This window comes from Pseudomonas danubii (genome assembly GCF_042980055.1).
Taxonomy (GTDB): Bacteria; Pseudomonadota; Gammaproteobacteria; order Pseudomonadales; family Pseudomonadaceae; genus Aquipseudomonas; species Aquipseudomonas danubii.
This window is the reverse complement of sequence record NZ_CP116502.1, coordinates 4587450-4605007: the sequence shown is the minus strand read 5'-3', so window position 1 is coordinate 4605007 and position 17558 is coordinate 4587450. Positions and strand designations below refer to the sequence as shown.

Sequence of the window (17558 nt, the reverse complement as noted above, 5' to 3'; positions counted from 1 at the left end):
GTCTATCCCCTGCAATTGTCGGCGCGGCCACGGATCCACGACCAGTCGGCGACGCTGCCAACGTAGTGGTTCGGTGGGTTGTGACCGGACTGGAAAGTGCCATCCAGGCTGAGCTGCCCTTGCTGCTCCTGGGTGGCGGGACGAAAGTCCAGGAGTCCGCCCTCGATGCGCACCGGTCCGACGCTGGACTGTCGCAGGCTCACCGGGGTGGCGGTGGCCATGAGGGTGTAGCGGTCGATCAGATCGCTGGCGTAATAGAAACTCACCTGGGCGGTCAGCGCGTTGCTGCTGTCGGCCTTGTAGGGGTCCAGCAGTTCCACGATCACCTGCAGGTCCGGCAGCAAGGGCTGGCGGTAGCGGGCCAGGACACTGGTGATCGGGCTCTGCCAGCGCATCAGGTCGCCACGATAGGCCTGGGTCACGGGTTTACCGCTGTCGCGCTGGTTCTCGATGGTGAAGTCGGCCAGCAGGTGCGAAGTGTTGGGCGGTGCGCAGAAAAAGGCGCCCAGGCTGCCCCAGACTCGCTGGCCATCGCCGTTGGCCAGATTGAAGTCGGCGGTGGGAGCGGCGGCGGTCATGTTCAAGCCGGTCAGGGCGGCGTTGCCCAGGGAAACCTGGGCATTGACCCGGGCTTCGTTGCTGTCCACCACCAGCACGAACAACACCGGACCGACCTGGCGATTGACCTTCATCCCGGGCAGCAGCACGGGGCCCGGTACGCAAGGATCATTGGTGGTGGCAGAGGAGGAGGGCGAGAGGTCGACGCAATCTGCGGCTGGCGCGATGGCATCGCTACTGGAAAGGGCCTGGTCGTGGCTGCTGGATACCGTTGGCAAGCGGCTGCCGGTGGTCATCAGCCACATTGCAGTCGCCAGGATCGCGCCGAGGGTTGCCCAGAGAATCCGGGTGTAGAGCATCCGTTGCCTGGTCACGCGAGGGTACCGTCCATGTCCCATATTGCATGAAGCAAAGCCGGCGCCATGCCGGCTTCGCAAATGGGCTCCGGCCTAGGAGCCCGAGTCGATCACGACAGGGTGAAGGTCCCGATGTTGGTGTTGTTGAACGGTGTTTCCGAGCCGCTGTCGATAATCACCCCGGTGAACAGGATGCTGAACGCCGAGCCCACGTTCTGCAGTTTGACCTGGGCACCCTTGCGCAGGATGACCGGGCCGGCGGAGGTGTCAGCGCTGAGAGTCTGGACAGTTGCGGTGTTGTTGACCTGGGTGGCCCACAGCAGGTTGTTCTGATAGCTGAAGGTCACTTTGGTGGTCTGGTTGGGGTCGCCGTTGTAGGTCGCGGTGGACTGGCTGTTGATGGTCAGGGGGGTGGTGACGGTGTTTACCGAGGTGAAGGCGTTCATGTTGAATATCCTTTTCGTGTGTTGGGCATGATTCAGCTGGCTGAACCGGGTGAGAGTCTAGGTGTGCTTGTTCGTCTGTCGAGGTCGCTGAACAAGCGTTCGAAAGGCGTTTTTGACCCTCTGGCGATGCTCCGGACACACCGCGTTTAGCGCTGTAGACCGCATAACTTAAAGGCTCTTGGCCTGAATGCGAGTTCGAGGAACAAGGCCTCTAATAGCGTTTTGTTATCACTGTTAATACAAAATAGTTGGACACTCCCGAGTTCTGCGTTGGCGTCCCGGGCAGGGTGAAACCTCAACTAAGCAGAGCGTTGCGGGATGAGGGGGGCGGGTGGAAAGAGGAGATATGATTAACTCAACTAAACAACCATTTAGTTGAGTTAATTCGTTTGCAAACCTTCAACTTAGCAGGACAGGGCTCTTGCCCGTTTTAATAAAGCCATTCGCATCAGCATGTAGGGGAGCCTTTCATAGTTGCAAACGCAGGCCTTTCTCTCACTGACACTGGTTGTTAGCTGAGCCAGGCTGATCTCGGATTTCAGGTCCAGGTGGGCTTGTTCAACGATATAGAAGCTCCAATTGTCGAGTTCCAGTACCGAGCGAACAATTTCGTCCTGGCATTGCTTGAATATCCGCTTGTTCTTCTCGGTTTGTGTGACAAGGCTTTTGTTCCATTCAAAATGAAAACCCTTTACCAAGTCACACAACACCTCATCCAGTTGCAGATAAGCGAAGACATAGAAGTCTGACCAATGGGATGGCGTCTTGATTGGCGTATTGGTCGCATAGTTGAAGCCCTGAACCAGGGACGTCTTGAAAAATTGGTCTTGGCTATAGGAATCCTTGGATTTGACCTGGATGGTGTATTTCACATCGTCGAGGAAAAACACGAGATCGTGGACATCAGATTCGATTCGCGTAGCGAAATGCGAAATTGGCACCTGGAAGCGCTGACCGTCCATTTTCAGTAGAGCGCGATAAATCAGGAATTCAGCAAAGTACCCCCTGACCATAGGATTGTGCAGCGCCGAATTGTTCCATCCCCAGAAACTCTTGACGAAGTTCTCTTCCTTGATGGTGCCTCCAGAGGTCAGGGGTTCATCACCGCACAACGGATCGAGTTGGAACATTTGCAGTAGGTCCTTGGAAAGCGATAGGCATCGGCGAATTGCCCAGCCATACGGGCAACGCAAAATAGGGTAAGCAGATGCAGGTGTCCAATCGTTGAAATGTACGGGACTGGGCTCAAAGTGATGATTACAAGGTTACGCATAATGTATATTATGTTAAATTACGTATTATGCTGGCATTGATCTGCTGCTCGCTCACGCGGTTATGCATCTTTCGCATTCAAGGCACTGAGGCTGATGGTTCATTCAAAATCAGTCGACTGGGTCAAGGTCATATCAGCGCCAACAACTGGATGACTCCACTGCTCCTTGAAGAATGATCCGTCTAGACGCGGTAGGCTTCATTCAGGCCAACCTAGTCATCCACACTGCCATCTGCAAGACACTTAAAGCTTCTACCATCTCCCATCAAGTACTGACTTGAGTAACACCTACAGTGCCACGGACTTAACCTTAACTAGGCGCCAAAGAAATTTCTCATCTTCATCGAACAGACGAGTTCTTTGCACTCAACAAGTCCTGGGAACAGCAAAGACCCTTACAATTTCCTCAGCGCAAACGGCGTCATGAAATCTACTTTCATAAAAATCAAAAGCAGTTTCTACCCCGCAGTTGGAAAAATGGCTTTTTACTTCTTGCATCTCCCGTGACTCAAGACCTCCATCATTTTCTCGTACTTTTTCCAAAAAACCGACCGAGGCCGGCTTTGGATAAATAAATATATTAGGTATGAGGATGCCTTGTTCCTCCAATCCCTCAAAGTCTGTAAAGCTCACGGCAAAAAACACACGTTCACTTCTTGATACTTCTAACAATCTTAAAGTATTCAAAAGAAACACAGCGAGCCCTGTCAGAAAGTTAGAAGCCCCGCTGCCGCTCAGCTCATCCTTCAAGAGCTTTAAGCGACTGTATCTTGACACAAGTGGAATTTCTTCAAAGCTTTCATAGTTCTCGAAGAATACATCCATGTCATTGTACGGTTCTTCGCTGATTATTTTACTGTAGATATCTGTAAGCTTCATTTTTAGGAGGGGCTCCATCCGTACTTGTTAATTCATTTATTTATTTTCTTTTGCTCTGCTATAAACTTTTAAAGCTTTTAATGAAGTGCGGACTTATATCAAGAACCTAAGTGCCACTCACCCCGTCACCGCCTGATAAACCACCCGGTGCGCCTCGGTCGGCAGCGGCACTTCCCACTTGAACAACATGCGGCGGATATCCTCGTTGCGCAGCGAGGTGTCGCGCTTCTGGTTGCGCCGCATGATTTCGTCCTCGGGCCGCTCCAGGTAAAGAATTTCCACCTCGGCGCCGTAGCCGTAGAGCAAGTCCAGGGTGCGGTTGCGCATCTGCGCCGACAGGTGCGTGGAGTTCCACACAAAGGGTTTGTGCTCGCGCAACAAGGCCTTGGCCCGGTCGATGGCGTAATGCGCAGCGGCGCCTTCGTTCTGTCCGTGGCGCAGGCCCAGGGCCTGGCGCGCGTCGTCGAACGACACCACCGGCAGCTCCGGGTAATGTTGCGCGGTCCAGGTGTCCTTGCCGCTGGCCGGCAGGCCCGAGAGCATAACCACCGACGAGCCCTGCGGCGCGTGCAGTGGGTAGTCGGGATGTACCCAGGCGCCACGCAAGTACTGAATGCGTGTGTAGTCGTCGACAAAGGCCCGCGGCCCGTGCAGGCAGCCCTCCTCCTCTGCCAGTTCGCGCCACAGTTCGATGGCGTCCAGTACATCGGCTTTGCCGGCGTAATCGCGACCCTGCATATCGGCCTCGGCCACGGCACAGAGCATCCACAGCGGCAGTTCCCAGGACAGTTTGTGCAACAGGAACTCAGCGCTGCGGCCGCTGCGATCACCCTGCAAGGCGAAAAACGGCACCTGATGCACGGCGATGATGCGGCAGATCTGCTCGCGCAGCTCGAATGGCACGCCGGCGCGCCACAACAGCAGCCGCGCGTCCACTGCGCCCCGGCGCGAGTGACCGGGCTGGCCGATACGCCCGGTATCCGGGTCGATCACCGTGGTGTCGGGCTTGGCGATATCGTGCAACAGGGCGGCGAAGAACAGCACAAAGCGCTGCTCGGCGCTGGCCTGCTGGTAGGCGGGTTGGGCCAGCAAGGCTTCGACTACCAGGCGGGTATGAATCCACACATCGCCCTCGGCGTGGTAGGTCGGGTCTTGCGGTGTATCGGCCAGGCGCGCCAGGGCCGGGATGGTCGCCAGGCAAGCGGCGACGTCCATATCGCGCCCCGGCTCGGGGACCAGTTGTTGCAGTTGTCGAATATCCATATCGGGATGCTCCTTCAGTAGCCGTGGCGTGGGCCCTGCCAGTCCATGGACAGGCGCGGGGCATAGAGGTCGACGCCGTCGGCCAGCTGATTGGGGATGAAGGGTTGGTTGGCATGGTGCTGGTCGGCATCGAGGATGGCCTGGACGAAGTCCTGGCGTACCCACTTGAGTCGGCCGAGGGTCTGCTGCTCGTCCTCGAGCTTCAGGTACAGGCCTTCCATGCGGCTGGAACGGTCGCACTGGCGCCAGGCACGGGCCAGATCGAGGCCTTCGCGGCGTACCACCTGCTCGAACACCTGGCGCCAGCGCTCGCTCTTGGCCAGCGAATCACCCACCAGCGCCATCAGCTCGGCATGCCGGCGCGGCGCCGGGCCTTCGTACAGCACCGGCACCGACAGCACCGGCCCGCCCTCGAGCAGGCACCGGCGCGCCGCGGTGGAGAGGAACAGCCCTGTGGCGCGGTCCCACACATCGAATTCGCAGAAATAATGTGGCAAGCGGTCGTAGAACACCGAGTGCTTCTTGTGCAGCCATTCGCCATACAGCACGAAGCGATCTTCCAGGCGCTCCAGCAACCAGTGTTCGTGAGCCACGGCCCACTGCTTGAACAGATTGAACTGGCGCTCGCGACCACCGCCAGTGAGGTAGTGACCGCGAGATTGCAGGCGCAACTCGCCGCTCGCGCTAAAGCTGATGCCGGCGTTGGCGCCATCGAGTTTTTCTTCCACCACCAGCCACTGCCCGGCCAGGGCGGCATAGCGCACCTGGCCAGTGTCAGTGTCGCCATCTTGCAGGCGCGAGCCTTGCAGATGGGGTGTGCGGGGGTATTTGAGCAGTTCCAGGTTGTGCGCGGTGGCACGAATATCCATGTGCATGGGTTTGTCCTCGAAAACAGAGAAAAACCAACGACAGGATCAGGCAGGCATGGCAATCAAGCGCCGCCGCGCATAGGCACGGGCAGCCATCAGGCAGGATGGACCGTCGTCGGTATCAGGCGTGTTGGCTGGCGTAGGGCACTGGCTTCACCACTTGGAGAAAAGGTTGCAGAGGCTTTAGGGCGCGCATTCAACAGCAGACAGCGGCATCAGGTCAAGTCCCGAAAGGGCAAAACTCCAGCGGCCCTGTTTGCGCGCAACACCCGAGCTTTTGTCATGAAAAAAACCGCCTGGTGCTCATAGGGTGCAGCCAGTCATAACCCCGATAAGGAATCGATCATGAAACTTTCAAGCGTGCTGATGGCTGGCGTCATTGGCCTGGCCCTTGCACCTTTGGCCCAGGCCTCGTCCACGGCTGACCGCGAAGAAAAAGCCCAGTTACGCAAACTCTTCTGCGAGTCGAAGGGCGGCGCCGATATCACTGCGCTGGGTGAGTTGAAGAAGTCCGACGACGTCGGCGCCGTGGTGGTGTGCAAGCTCCCGCCGTCGCCCACCACCGTGGTGGAAAACCAGGCGGCATCGAGCCTTGCCGCCCTGCCATTGACGCCCGTCACGGCAACGCTTGCGCCACCGTCCGGGGTCTACAAGCTCGCCCCGGGCGCCAGCAGCGTCAACACGTCCTGCTCGGCCAACCTGGCCATCGCCAAATGGGCAGGCTTTCCCAATACCAGCAACGGCAACGCCACCTTGAACTGTCGCGGATACAACGCCGGCGCAGCAGGCGGTACGTTGGGGTGCAAGATCGAATGGACCGGGCCGACCCAGGTCGCCATCGGGGTCACCCCTTACGGCGGCCAGGTGGCGGTGAACTTCAATTGCCAGGCCCTGTACTTCGGCTCCGTCGGCACAGTGATGGATTTCAGCTACGCCGATCCGACTTATCCGCGCATCCGCTACGGCTCGGTCCAGGCCACCAGCAGCATGACCATCACCCAGTGAGGCCTCGCCGGCTCGGCTGAACTTCGGTCAAGCGCCGGCGGGGTCGCTCCCTGCCGGCCACCCTCCTCTGCATCACTGCTTGCCGCGCATGCTGTTGCGCCATATGCGGTAGGCCCTGATCCCCGAACGCACCGAACTGAACAGCAACTGGCCGTCCATTTCCCGGGTCATCCCCGAGCGTTCCAGCATCGCCAGGAAAGTACCGCGGGCACGGGCGATGGCGAAGTAGATGCCCTGGGCGGCCAGGGTTTCGCGGATTTCCCGCAGCACCGCGATGCCGCTGACATCGATATCGGTCACCGCCTCGGCATTGAACAGCACCACCTCGGGCTGGCTCTCGCGCTGCACAGTTTCCAGCAGGCGCATCTTGAAGTAGTCGGCGTTGAAGAACAGGATCGCGTCGTCGAAGCGATACACCACCAGGCCGGGCACGGTGCGCGCTTGCGGGTACTGGCGGATGTCCACCTGGCCTTCGATGCCCGGCATCCAGCCCAGCACCGCGTCGGTGGGTTGGTAGATGCTGTACAGCAGGCGCAGGATGGCCAGGGTCACGGCGAAGATGATGCCCGGCAGCACGCCCAGGCCCAGCACGCTGACGGTGGTCAGCAGGCACAGCCAGAACTCGAAGCGGCTGAGGCGGTAGATCTGCTTCAGGGACTTGACGTCGAGCAAGCCCCAGCCCGCCATCAACAGCACCGCGCCCAGGGCCGGCTGCGGAATCCACGCCATGGGCGCGGTGAAAAACAGCAGAATCAGCGCAATCGCCAGGGCGGCGATGATGCCCACCAACTGGCTCTTGCCTCCGGCCATGTCATTGACCGCGGTACGCGAATCCGCGCCGCTGATGGCAAAGCCCTGGGAGGCACCGGCCGCCAGGTTGCTCAGGCCCAGGGCGATGAATTCATGGTTGGCGTTGATCGCGTAGCCATGGCGCGCGGCGAAGCTGCGGGCCGTGAGCATGGCGCTGCAAAAACTCACGGTGGCGATGCCCAGCGCGTCGCGCAGCAGGCTCTTGCTTTCCTCCAGGGTGGTCTTGGGCCAGGACAACTCGGGAATCCCGGCCGGCACAGGGCCGAGGATCGCCACCCCGAAGCGGTCGAAGCCCAAGAGCCCGGCCAGCAAGGTGAACAGCGCCACCGTCAGCAGCGCTGCCGGCAGCCGCGGGTAGCGTCGCGGCAGCCAGATCAACAGGCCCAGGCTGGCCAGGCCAACGGCCAGGGTCAGGCCATGGATCTCCCCCAGCCGCTGGAGAAAGTCCGCCAACCCCAGAATGAAGCCGTCGCCTTCGATCTTGAAGCCCACCACCTTGCCCATTTGCCCGGCGATCAGGCTCAGACCGATGCCGTTGAGGTAGCCGATGAGGATCGGCCGCGAGAAGAAGCTGGCGATAAAACCCGCCCGGGCGATCCCGGCGGCAATCAGCATCAGGCCCACCAGCACGGTGACGATCATCGACAATTCGACGGTACGCTGCAGGTCGCCCATGGCCAAAGGCGCCACGGCCCCGCCGAGCATGGCGCAAGTGGCGGCATCGGGGCCGACCATCAGTTGCCGCGAGCTGCCGATCAAGGCATAGACAATCATCGGCAGCACACAGGCGTAGAGCCCGTACTGCGGCGGCAGGCCGACAATCTGCGCATAGGCGATGGCGATCGGGATCTGGATAGCCGCCACGGACAACCCGGCCCGCAGGTCGGCGCGAAACCATTCGCGGCGGTAGTGCAACAAGTTGGACAGGCCAGATAGACAGCGCGATAACGACATGCCGGGTCCTTTCGAAGTATTGCGTTCTAGTGTTTGGTTGCGCTCTGGCGGCCCTCTTGTTTGGCCAGGCGATGCGGGCGCGTATTCAAGCGAATCGGGCCACTTGGCGCCATGAGCTGGAGCAGCTTTTGCGTCGATCGAAAGGGTTATGTACTTTCACAAGTAATTTCACTAACCCCTAGGTATGCTCCGCTTTTATTGCCGATCACTGATACCGGGATGCCAGCCCAAGCCTCTGCTGCGCAGGCGCAGCTCATGGAGCCGTATCCTCAAGGATGTTTGAACGATGAGTACCCCCGCGCTGGATATTGCCAGCCTGACGCCATTGCCTTACCACCAGCAGGTGGTCGACTACCTGAAAACCAGTGAACCTGCGGTGTGGGCTTGGGCCTCATCCCTGGGCGTTCAGCAGGAACACGCCCAGGATGTGCGCGCCCAATTGCTGCGAGACACCTATCGCCTGAGCCCGGAAACGCACTCGCAGGCTTATCAGGCCTGTGAGACGGCGTTGCAACGCCTGCAGATCGAGGCCCCCGCGACCCTCTACCAGGCCGGCGATGGCACCATGAATGCCAGCCTGTATTACCTGGCCGGTGAGGTGCATGTGGTGTTCTACGGGCCGATCCTTGAACGACTCGATGCTCAGGAGCTGCTGGCGTTGCTGGGGCATGAACTGGCGCATTACCGCTTGTGGTCGGAGCACGAGGGCGACTACCTCACCGCCGAGCGGATTCTCAATCACGCGATGGCCGATGTGTATACGCCTCCGAGCCTGGAACAGACCGCACGTTTATATAGCCTGCACACCGAAATCTATGCCGACCGCGGGGCGGCGTTGGCGGCTGGCTGTGCGCAAGCCTCCATCACCTCGCTGGTCAAGGTCCACACCGGGATTCTCAGCGTCGATGCCGCCAGCTATCTGCAGCAGGCCCGTGAACTGGATGGCAAGGATGCGCCGTTGTCCCAGGGCGTTTCCCATCCGGAGACTTTTCTGCGTTCCCAAGCGGTGGAAAGCTGGTGGCGACAGCTCCCGGATACCGACGCCTGGCTGCACCGCCGACTGCGCGGGCCCTTGTCGCTCAACCGCCTGGACGTGACTGACCAGGTCGAGTTGACCGCCCTCACCCGCGGCTTCATCGCCAGCTTCATCGGCAATACGGTGTTGCAGTCCGAGGCGGTGCTCAATCAGGTGCGCGGCTTCTTTCCCGACTGGAAGGCGCCTGAAACACCGCTGGACCTCGGCACGCTGAATGCCGAGCGCATCGACGCGAGCATTCACGAATACCTGCACTTCATCATGCTCGACCTGTGCCTGGTCGACCGTGACCTGCGGGATGAAGCCTTGCTGCATGCCGCTCGCACGGCGAAAAAACTCGGCAGCGCCGACGACTTCATCAACGTGCTCAAGCGCGATATCAAATTCCCCAAACGTGAGCTCGACCCGATTGTTCGTGCGCTCAAGGCGGAGGTCGACACATGGACCCAATAACTCAACCGCTGAACTTCGCTCAATTGCTGCAGAGCCACGATGGCGCCGCCGTGCCCATCGACGATGTGCTGTTCCTGACGCTGCCGCTGCTGCGCCAGGTGGCGCAATTGCATGAGCGTGGGCATGTCGCCCAGCTCAGTTACCTGGATGTGGTGCTAGGCCCGGAACGCACCCTGCAACTGCGCCACCCCGACGGCCAGTCGCCGCGCCTGGCGCTGGAGGCGATCAAGCAGGTGCAGCCCAATCCAGAGTCGGCGCTGAATATCGTCGGCAAGGTCCGCCTGACCCGGGATTCGGAAACCGGCGTGGCCATTACCGACCTGCAAGTCCAGGAAGACCCGCAGCAGCCCATCAACCACCCGGTGTTCCTCACGGACTTGCACAGTTGGGAACATCGGCTCGGGCATCACGACGAAATCACCGATATTTTCCAGCTCGGTCAGTTGCTCGCGTGCCTGGCCTGCGGCTTGGATTTTGCCGACGTCAACGACCTCAAGTCGTTCGCCGCGCACCGGCGCAACCTGTTCCAGCTCAATGGCCGGCTCAACCCGGTGCTGGCCAACTTGATCGTCGAGATGACCGAGCTCAACCGCCATGAGCGCGCCACTGATGTGGGCTCGCTGGCACGCCGCTTGGAGTCCTGGCGCGAACAGCCGGCCAGCCTGGATGTCGAGCGTGTGTTGGCCCAGGCCGAAGGCCCGGCCTCGCGACGCACTGTGGTGCTGGAACATCTGCGCAACCGGTTGTTTGACCTTTCGCGTCGCAATCGCCTGCTGTATTTCCGGCCGACCCAGACCAGCGTCAACTTGACCGTGGCCAGCGTTCCGTTGGTGATGCGCATTGAAAGTATCCGGCCCGAAGCGCTGTGCACCTGGCAACCTACCTTCGGCGGATTCTCCGAGCAAGTGCTGGGCGGCAAACCTGTCGGCCTGCAGCAATGGCTGCGCTTTGAAGACCAGACCTGGCTGCAGGCGTCGCTGGAGCGCATCATCCAGGAAACCCGTCGCGACCGCGCCGAATTCGGCTTCAGCAACCTGCGCCTGGTGGTGGCGTTCATGCGCTGGCACAACCTCAAGGACACGCCGGAAGAACGCATCGTCACCCCGCTGCTGTGGTTGCCGGTAGAGTTGAGTCGCAAAAAGGGGGTACGTGACCAGTTCGTGTTGCAGTGCGACGAAACCGAGGCCGAATTCAACCCGGTACTGCGTCATCAATTGCGTCAGCTCTACGACATCCAGTTGCCGGAAACCGTCGACCTGCAAAAGACTTCGGTGCAAGACATCCACGCCGATATTGCGCGCCAGATCAAACTGACCGAGCCCGGCGTCGAGTTACACCTGCAAAGCAAACCGCAAATCGAACTGATCCACCAGAAAGCCGTGCAGCATCTGCACCACTTCCAGCGCCGTCGTGCCCGCCAGCGCATGTCGACGCCTTTGGTGAAGCCGGATTTCAGCTACGACCGCGAAGATTTCCGTCCGCTGGGCCTGCAGTTGTTCCAGCAGAAGGTGCTGCCCAGCGAGTTGCCGCTGCGTCTGGCCATAGGCGCCAAGCCCGTTCTGCGCAACCAACACCCTCAGATGGTTGCCAGCAGCGCCGAAAACAGCACCTTCGCCATGCCCGAGAACCAGGGGCATCGCTACGCCTGGGACATAGACCTGACCCAGGTGACCCTGGCCAACTTCAATTATCGAAAGATGTCGCTGGTGCGTGACTATGCACAGTTGATCGACGAACCGGCGCAGAACGAAGCCTTTGACCGGATGTTCTCCATCGAGCCTCGGGACGTCGAGGTCCAGGCCCCCGAGCCGACCCCGTTGCCCGAACAGTGGAACGTGGTGGCGGGTGACGCCACGCAGAATGCGGCCGTCAGCCTGGCCCGTACCGGGCGTAACTTCATCATCCAGGGACCGCCAGGCACTGGCAAATCGCAGACCATCACCAACCTGATCGCGGACTACGCCGCTCGTGGCCTGCGCGTGCTGTTTGTCTGTGAAAAGCGTGCAGCGCTGGACGTTGTGTTCCATCGCCTGCAACAAAGTCAACTGGGTGAGTTGTGCTGCCTGATCCACGATTCCCAGACCGACAAGAAGGCCTTCGTGAGCAACCTGCGCGAGTGCTATGAGCGCTGGATCGCCGGTGATGCGCAGTCGTCGCAGTTGCAAGCCCAGCGCGACACCTTGCTGGCTGGCCTGAGCCAACAGCTGGGCTTGATCGAGCGTTTTGAACAGGCAATGCGTGGAGTGCCGGAGTCCTTGGCATGTTCGGTACGCGAGCTGGTACGTCATCTGATCGAACTGCCGCCCGTTGCTGCCAAGCTGCCCCCCGAAGCCTTGGAACGTTTACCCGAATGGCGTCAGTGGCAGGCACAAAGCGAGCTGACGGGGCGCGTGTATCAGGCGATCAAAGAACGTTTCGGCCTCGACAGCTTCGCACGTCATCCTTTCAGCCATTTGGCCTCAAGCCTGATTACTCACGAACATGCCTACGGCCAACTCAAGGCGTTCCTGGATGAAGCCAGTGGGCTGATGGACAGCGTCGAGCAATTTTTGGAGTCATCGTCGAGCCTGTTGTCCGGGGACACCCGCCTGGCGGATGCGTGCGTGCTGACCCAGGCCGCCGAACAATTGACCAGCGCCAACCTGGCAGCGCACCTCGACCTGCTGGAACCGGGCTCATCAGGCGCCCAAGCGCTGCACGCCGAGCAGGCCGCGCTGCAAGCACTGGCCGTACAGCAACACAACGCCCGTGAATCCACCCACCACTGGCGTGAAAAACTCGCGCCCCAGGACACCCAGGCTGCCATCGATCTGGTACAGCGGCTGGAAGGCTCGCTGCTGCGTTGGCTACAACCGGCCTGGTGGCGGCTGCGCGGTGAATTGCAACGACGCTACGACTTCAGTCAGCACGCGATTCGACCCAGTTTCGGGAGCGTGCTAGACAACCTGGCCCGCGAGCATCGCGTCACTGCCGAGCTGCACGCCGAGCAGCAACGCCTGCAAGAGCGTTACGGCATCCCGGATGTCGACCTGTTCCTGCACAACCTGCAAGCCTTGCTCCAGCAACTGAGCGCATCACCGCTGTTGCGCCAATGGGTTGAAGGCCTGCGGGGTAATCCCGACGCCCTGTCCGGTGTACGCCAGGAAGCCAGCCTGCGCCAGCCGGTGGCGCGCTTGGCCGAGCTGGTCGCGCAACATTGTGTGTTCGACCCGGCGCTGAGCCTGGTCGAGTTGGCCGAGTACCTGCGCGATCTGCGTGAAGAACTCGACGAACTGCCCGACACCCTGCCCCTGCTCAATGAGCTGCACCAAGCCGATCCTGTCTGCCTGGCGGTCGTGCAACAGTACGCCTTGGCGCAACGCGTACTGGACGGTTTGATTGCCCAGGAAAACCTGACCCGCCTGTACCGCGCCAATCCGCAGCTGGCGCGCTTCGACGGCCCGGCCTTGAGTTTGGCCGCGCGCGCGGTCAGCCAGGCTGAATGCAACCTGCTCACAAGCAACGCGCAGGTGCTTAGCGCCACGTTGCACCAGCGTTTTCTGGAGCATGTGAAGCAATCGGCGATGTCGGTGACTCAACTCGACGCCCAGGCCCGTGAGTTCAAGAAAGCCTACGCCAAAGGCCGACGTGAACTGGAACATGAACTGGGCAAGACCATGCGCTATCGCTCCATTCGCGAAATGGCGAGTGGCGACAGTGGCCTCGTGATCAACGACCTCAAGCCCATCTGGTTGATGAGCCCGCTGTCGGTGTCCGACACCCTGCCTTTGACACCGGACCTGTTTGACGTGGTGATTTTCGACGAAGCCAGTCAGATCCCCAGCGAAGAAGCCGTGCCGGCACTGAGCCGTGCGCAGCAGGTGATTGTGGTCGGTGACGAGATGCAATTGCCACCGACCAACTTCTTCTCCAGTGCCGGCGACCAGGACGACAACGAACTGATTGCCATGGAGGATGGTGAGCAGATCGCAATCAACCTTGATGCCGACAGCCTGCTGAGCCAGGCCGCGCGAAACTTGCCGGCAACCCTCCTGGCCTGGCACTACCGCAGCCGCCACGAAGCCTTGATCAGCTTTTCTAACGCGGCGTTCTACGAAGGGCGGCTGATCACCATTCCCGACCGTCGTATCGAGCGCCCTGCCCCGGCCCAAACCGCACTGGACTCCACGGACGCCCAGGCCGTCATCCGCGGCGCCGACGCGCTGCTCGACAGCCCGATCAGCTTCTTGAAGATGACCGATGGTGTCTACCTCAGCCGCAGCAACCTGGCCGAAGCGCGGTACATCGCCAACCTGGTACGGGAGCTGCTGCAACGGGAGACGGGGCTGAGCCTGGGTATCGTGGCCTTTTCCGAGGCCCAGCAAGGCGCCATCGAGCAGGCCCTGGAAGACTTGGCCAGCGGCGACTCGGCCTTTGCCACACGGCTTGAGCGCGAGTACGTGCGTGAAGATGCCGGGCAATTCAATGGCCTGTTCGTCAAGAACCTGGAAAACGTCCAGGGCGATGAGCGTGATGTGATCATCCTGAGCATCTGTTACGCGCCAGGACCGAACGGCAAGATGCTGATGAACTTCGGCCCGATCAACCAGCGTGGTGGGGAAAAACGCCTCAATGTGATCTTCAGTCGTGCCCGCAAGCGCATGGCGATTGTCTCCAGCATTGAGTCCGAAGCCATCACCAACACCCACAACGATGGTGCCGCCGCACTGCGCGCGTTCCTGCAGTTCGCCCAGGCCAGTGCCAGCGGGGATGCACCGCGCTCCCAGGGTATCCTCGCCAACCTCAATCCGGGCGCCAAGCAGTCCTTTGCCGTCAGCCTGCCCAAGGATCACCTGCGCGGTGCCCTCGCTGCCGCGTTGCGAAAGCGCGGGCATTCGGTTCAGGAATATGTCGGACGTTCGCAGTTCCGTTGCGACCTCGCGATCAGTGACGCCAGTGGTGAACACTTCAGCCTCGGCGTACTGCTGGACAGTGATACCGCGGCCGCCCCTGACGTACGTGAGCGCTACATTTTCCGGCCGACGGTACTACGCAGCTTTGGTTGGAAGATCATCGACGTGCTCAGTAATGACTGGCTGCGCGACCAAGAAGAGGTGCTCAATCGCATCGAAGCGTTACTCAGGGGCGAGGAAGCCGTTGCACTTCCAGAACCGCAACAGCCAGAGGAAACCATCGAGATCCAAGCCCAGCCGCCAGTCACCACTGAAGCGTCACCCTTGATGCGCGAGTTCACCTTTGGTGAGGGCAATTCCAACAAGTTCTGGCGTATCGGCGTCGCCGAGGCTGAGGTGATGGTGAATTTCGGCCGTATCGGCACCAAGGGCCAGACCCTGATCAAGTCCCTCGACAGTCCCGAACGCGCTTTGCGTGAAGCAGAAAAGCTGATCGCGGAGAAACTGCGCAAAGGCTATCAAGAGCAGGCAGGGTCAATCGCCCAGGGGTGAGCTGCGTCGGTCTAGCACGAAAGAGACAAGCGCATTCAATCTGCACGCGCTGCAGCGACCCGAAAAAAACGACCCGAAAAAGGGGCGGCCCCATAGGGAGCTGAATGCTCATGAACATCAATTCATGAGCATTCAGCTCCACAACATGAGCAAGGCGCCGGACGCTGCGCTATTTCATCACCCCCAGGGCGCAAATCAAAAGTGCTTGCCCGCCTTATTCAATGGATCAGACATGCTTAGAGTGATTGGTGAAGAGCAAGATATCCGTTCAGCGATCAACAGCTTCAACTCCTCCTACCATGAGGACTTCTTTCGGGTTAGGGAGGTCTCCAAGGCCTACCTGGCGACACCTACGCCGCATAACGCCGAATTACTAGCCGACGTGCTTCGAAATGCTTTGTTGAACTGGGGCGCTGGCTCGCGGAAAGCCCCAATACTGCATCTGCCGGCTGAAGCCGCAGCCGGGCTTTGCAATCCGAACCTGCACGCCAAGCTTGTCCGTTTTGACACTCACCAACTGGGGGCATTCGCGCTGTCATCCGAAGATCGACGGATCTTCACCACCGAGGGAATGTATCCGTCAGCGGTTCACTTTGATGCAGAGCTGCTCGGGGTCTTGAGGATGTTGGCAGACGCGCTGTTCGCTAATAACACCAACGTCACCTACCCCATGAAAGCATTACTCCTCATAACGGGATTCATGCCAGCACTGGATAGCCAGGTCAGGAATGGATTGAAGCACGCGGGCTTTCGAGGATTCAGTAGCACTCAGTACCTGCTCCCCAGCGACACCCTCAAAGCGGCTGGTCAAAAGCTCTGCAGACTGCCCTTCTCGCTTGGCCACTGTTGGGGGCAAAACAAGGAGTTGTTGATTAAGGCCGTTCAGAAGAGCGATCACCCTGCCCTTCAAGTCGAACCGGGTCGGGTTTTCGACATCCTGCTCTTCATGCAGCAAGACCCGAGCAGGAAGCTAATCGCCCTCTGAAGTGTAAAGGCGTACTCCAGCCGCACGCCTTGGATTCGACACTGTCCATCAGCACCGCCACAGCTGCCGCAGCATAGTGCGGATGACTGCGGTGTCGCCCCGAAGGGCGAACTGGGCGGGCTTAGCCCTTGGCTATGCAAGATGAGTTGACGAACGTTGCGGTGTGCTGCAAGGACTGACGTATATCCGGCTTGGCGATTCCATGGCTTTTGGCAAACTGCTCGACCGCCGCCGTATCAAAACGAGTGGTCTGGATAAAGTCCAAGGCTTCGGGTTTTGTATTCATAAACCGGGCGACGGGAGGAATGCTCAGCAGCAACTTCAGCAATCGCAGCGAAACGTGATGCCTGGGAGGCTTCAAGCCCAAAGGTTGTGCCACCTGTACCAGCAGTTCTTGCAAGTTGGGAGTTTGCTCATCCAGCGCCAGCAGTTCCTGGCCCACCATGGCAGGATCAAAAGCACTCACCACCATCAGCTCAACCAGGTAATCCACGGTGACCAGTGGCAGCCAGTGCTTGGCGGTACCGGGCACGGCAGTGAGCTTTCCCTGTATCAGGTTGCGTATCAGCTCCACCAGCGGCTGGCCGTCAAGGATATGCCCCGTGCGGCTGTGGCCACAAACTGTCGCGGGGTGGACAACGGTGATCTCCCCGCCTTTGGCGGACATGAGCTCCAGGGTCGCAAAATGCGCCTCCAGCTTGCTCGCCTCGTAACCGCCGACACGCCGGTAGACGGCAGGCCAATGAGTCTGCTGCGCAGAACGAGGATCAATTCCGATGCGTTGCAGATGTTCATGGTTTTTCAGCATGTAGCCGCCGATCATCACTAACCGGCTGTTTTGCTCCACCGCCAACAGCGCCACCCGCTTTGCCCCTTCTACGTTCACCGCACGAGACTGCTCCAAGGACAGCCCCCAGGCGAAGTGGGCGCCCAGGTGAAATACGACTCTGGCCTGCCTTAGCTGTTCTCGGTCAGCAGGACTCAGACCGAGGTTGTCCCGCTCCAGATCGCCAGCTACGGCAAATACCCGGGCTGCACTCCCTCCCAATTTGACGACTTGCTCGCGCAATTCAGTCAGTCGCTCTGGGCGCCGCATCAACACCCGAACGGTGTGACCTTTTGCACTCAGATGAGCCACCAGATGTTGGCCGATAAAGCCGGTACCCCCCGTGACAAAGCACTCCACGCTCATTTCCCCGTTCCTTGTTTAAGGTAAGAAATCAAGCG

12 protein-coding genes are annotated in these 17558 nt (G+C 59.9%); 4 read left to right on the top strand and 8 right to left on the bottom strand.

The annotated features are described in order from the left end of the window. Positions 1 to 2: 2 nt before the first annotated feature. From PFZ56_RS20805 to PFZ56_RS20780, 6 genes are all read right to left on the bottom strand, one after another. A complete protein-coding gene (locus PFZ56_RS20805) occupies positions 3 to 932 on the bottom strand; it encodes a hypothetical protein (RefSeq protein WP_170003454.1) in 930 nt (309 codons plus the stop codon). A gap of 92 nt (positions 933 to 1024) precedes the next feature. Continuing rightward, positions 1025 to 1360: a hypothetical protein gene (locus PFZ56_RS20800; RefSeq protein ID WP_102879333.1), complete on the bottom strand. Its 336-nt coding sequence runs from the start codon at positions 1358 to 1360 to the stop codon at positions 1025 to 1027. Between the two features lie 404 nt (positions 1361 to 1764). After that, a complete protein-coding gene (locus PFZ56_RS20795; protein ID WP_102879334.1) occupies positions 1765 to 2490 on the bottom strand; it encodes a hypothetical protein in 726 nt (241 codons plus the stop codon). Between the two features lie 509 nt (positions 2491 to 2999). Next, entirely contained in the window at positions 3000 to 3512 is a 513-nt protein-coding gene (locus PFZ56_RS20790) for an Imm15 family immunity protein (RefSeq protein ID WP_262379728.1), read from the bottom strand. Between the two features lie 117 nt (positions 3513 to 3629). Further along, on the bottom strand, positions 3630 to 4775 hold the full coding sequence (locus tag PFZ56_RS20785) for an AAA family ATPase (RefSeq protein ID WP_170003458.1): 1146 nt from the start codon (positions 4773 to 4775) through the stop codon (positions 3630 to 3632). A 14-nt stretch (positions 4776 to 4789) separates the two neighbouring features. Beyond that, positions 4790 to 5650 carry an RNA ligase family protein gene (locus tag PFZ56_RS20780; protein ID WP_170003460.1) on the bottom strand — a complete coding sequence of 287 codons (861 nt, stop codon included), beginning with the start codon at positions 5648 to 5650 and terminating at the stop codon, positions 4790 to 4792. Between the two features lie 339 nt (positions 5651 to 5989). Between PFZ56_RS20780 and PFZ56_RS20775 the strand changes: the two genes are divergently transcribed. After that, the gene (locus PFZ56_RS20775) at positions 5990 to 6649 is read left to right on the top strand and encodes a hypothetical protein (RefSeq protein ID WP_170003462.1); all 660 of its coding nucleotides are present in this window, start codon (positions 5990 to 5992) and stop codon (positions 6647 to 6649) included. A gap of 72 nt (positions 6650 to 6721) precedes the next feature. On the opposite strand, the gene PFZ56_RS20770 is transcribed toward PFZ56_RS20775, so the two are convergent. Further along, positions 6722 to 8413, bottom strand: a complete 1692-nt coding sequence (locus PFZ56_RS20770) for a SulP family inorganic anion transporter (protein ID WP_110595694.1) — start codon at positions 8411 to 8413, stop codon at positions 6722 to 6724. Between the two features lie 286 nt (positions 8414 to 8699). Between PFZ56_RS20770 and PFZ56_RS20765 the strand changes: the two genes are divergently transcribed. The 3 genes from PFZ56_RS20765 to PFZ56_RS20755 all read left to right on the top strand — a co-directional run bounded on the left by PFZ56_RS20765 (position 8700) and on the right by PFZ56_RS20755 (position 16331). Next, on the top strand, positions 8700 to 9902 hold the full coding sequence (locus PFZ56_RS20765; protein WP_110651729.1) for a M48 family metalloprotease: 1203 nt from the start codon (positions 8700 to 8702) through the stop codon (positions 9900 to 9902). After that, the gene (locus PFZ56_RS20760; RefSeq protein WP_170003464.1) at positions 9890 to 15346 is read left to right on the top strand and encodes a WGR domain-containing protein; all 5457 of its coding nucleotides are present in this window, start codon (positions 9890 to 9892) and stop codon (positions 15344 to 15346) included. Before PFZ56_RS20765 ends, PFZ56_RS20760 begins: the two co-directional genes overlap by 13 nt. Positions 15347 to 15470: 124 nt before the next feature. Then, positions 15471 to 16331: a hypothetical protein gene (locus PFZ56_RS20755; protein WP_170003466.1), complete on the top strand. Its 861-nt coding sequence runs from the start codon at positions 15471 to 15473 to the stop codon at positions 16329 to 16331. A 121-nt stretch (positions 16332 to 16452) separates the two neighbouring features. Here the strand turns inward: PFZ56_RS20755 and PFZ56_RS20750 are convergent, their stop codons facing one another. Next, the gene (locus tag PFZ56_RS20750) at positions 16453 to 17523 is read right to left on the bottom strand and encodes an SDR family oxidoreductase (protein ID WP_170003468.1); all 1071 of its coding nucleotides are present in this window, start codon (positions 17521 to 17523) and stop codon (positions 16453 to 16455) included. Positions 17524 to 17558: the final 35 nt, after the last annotated feature.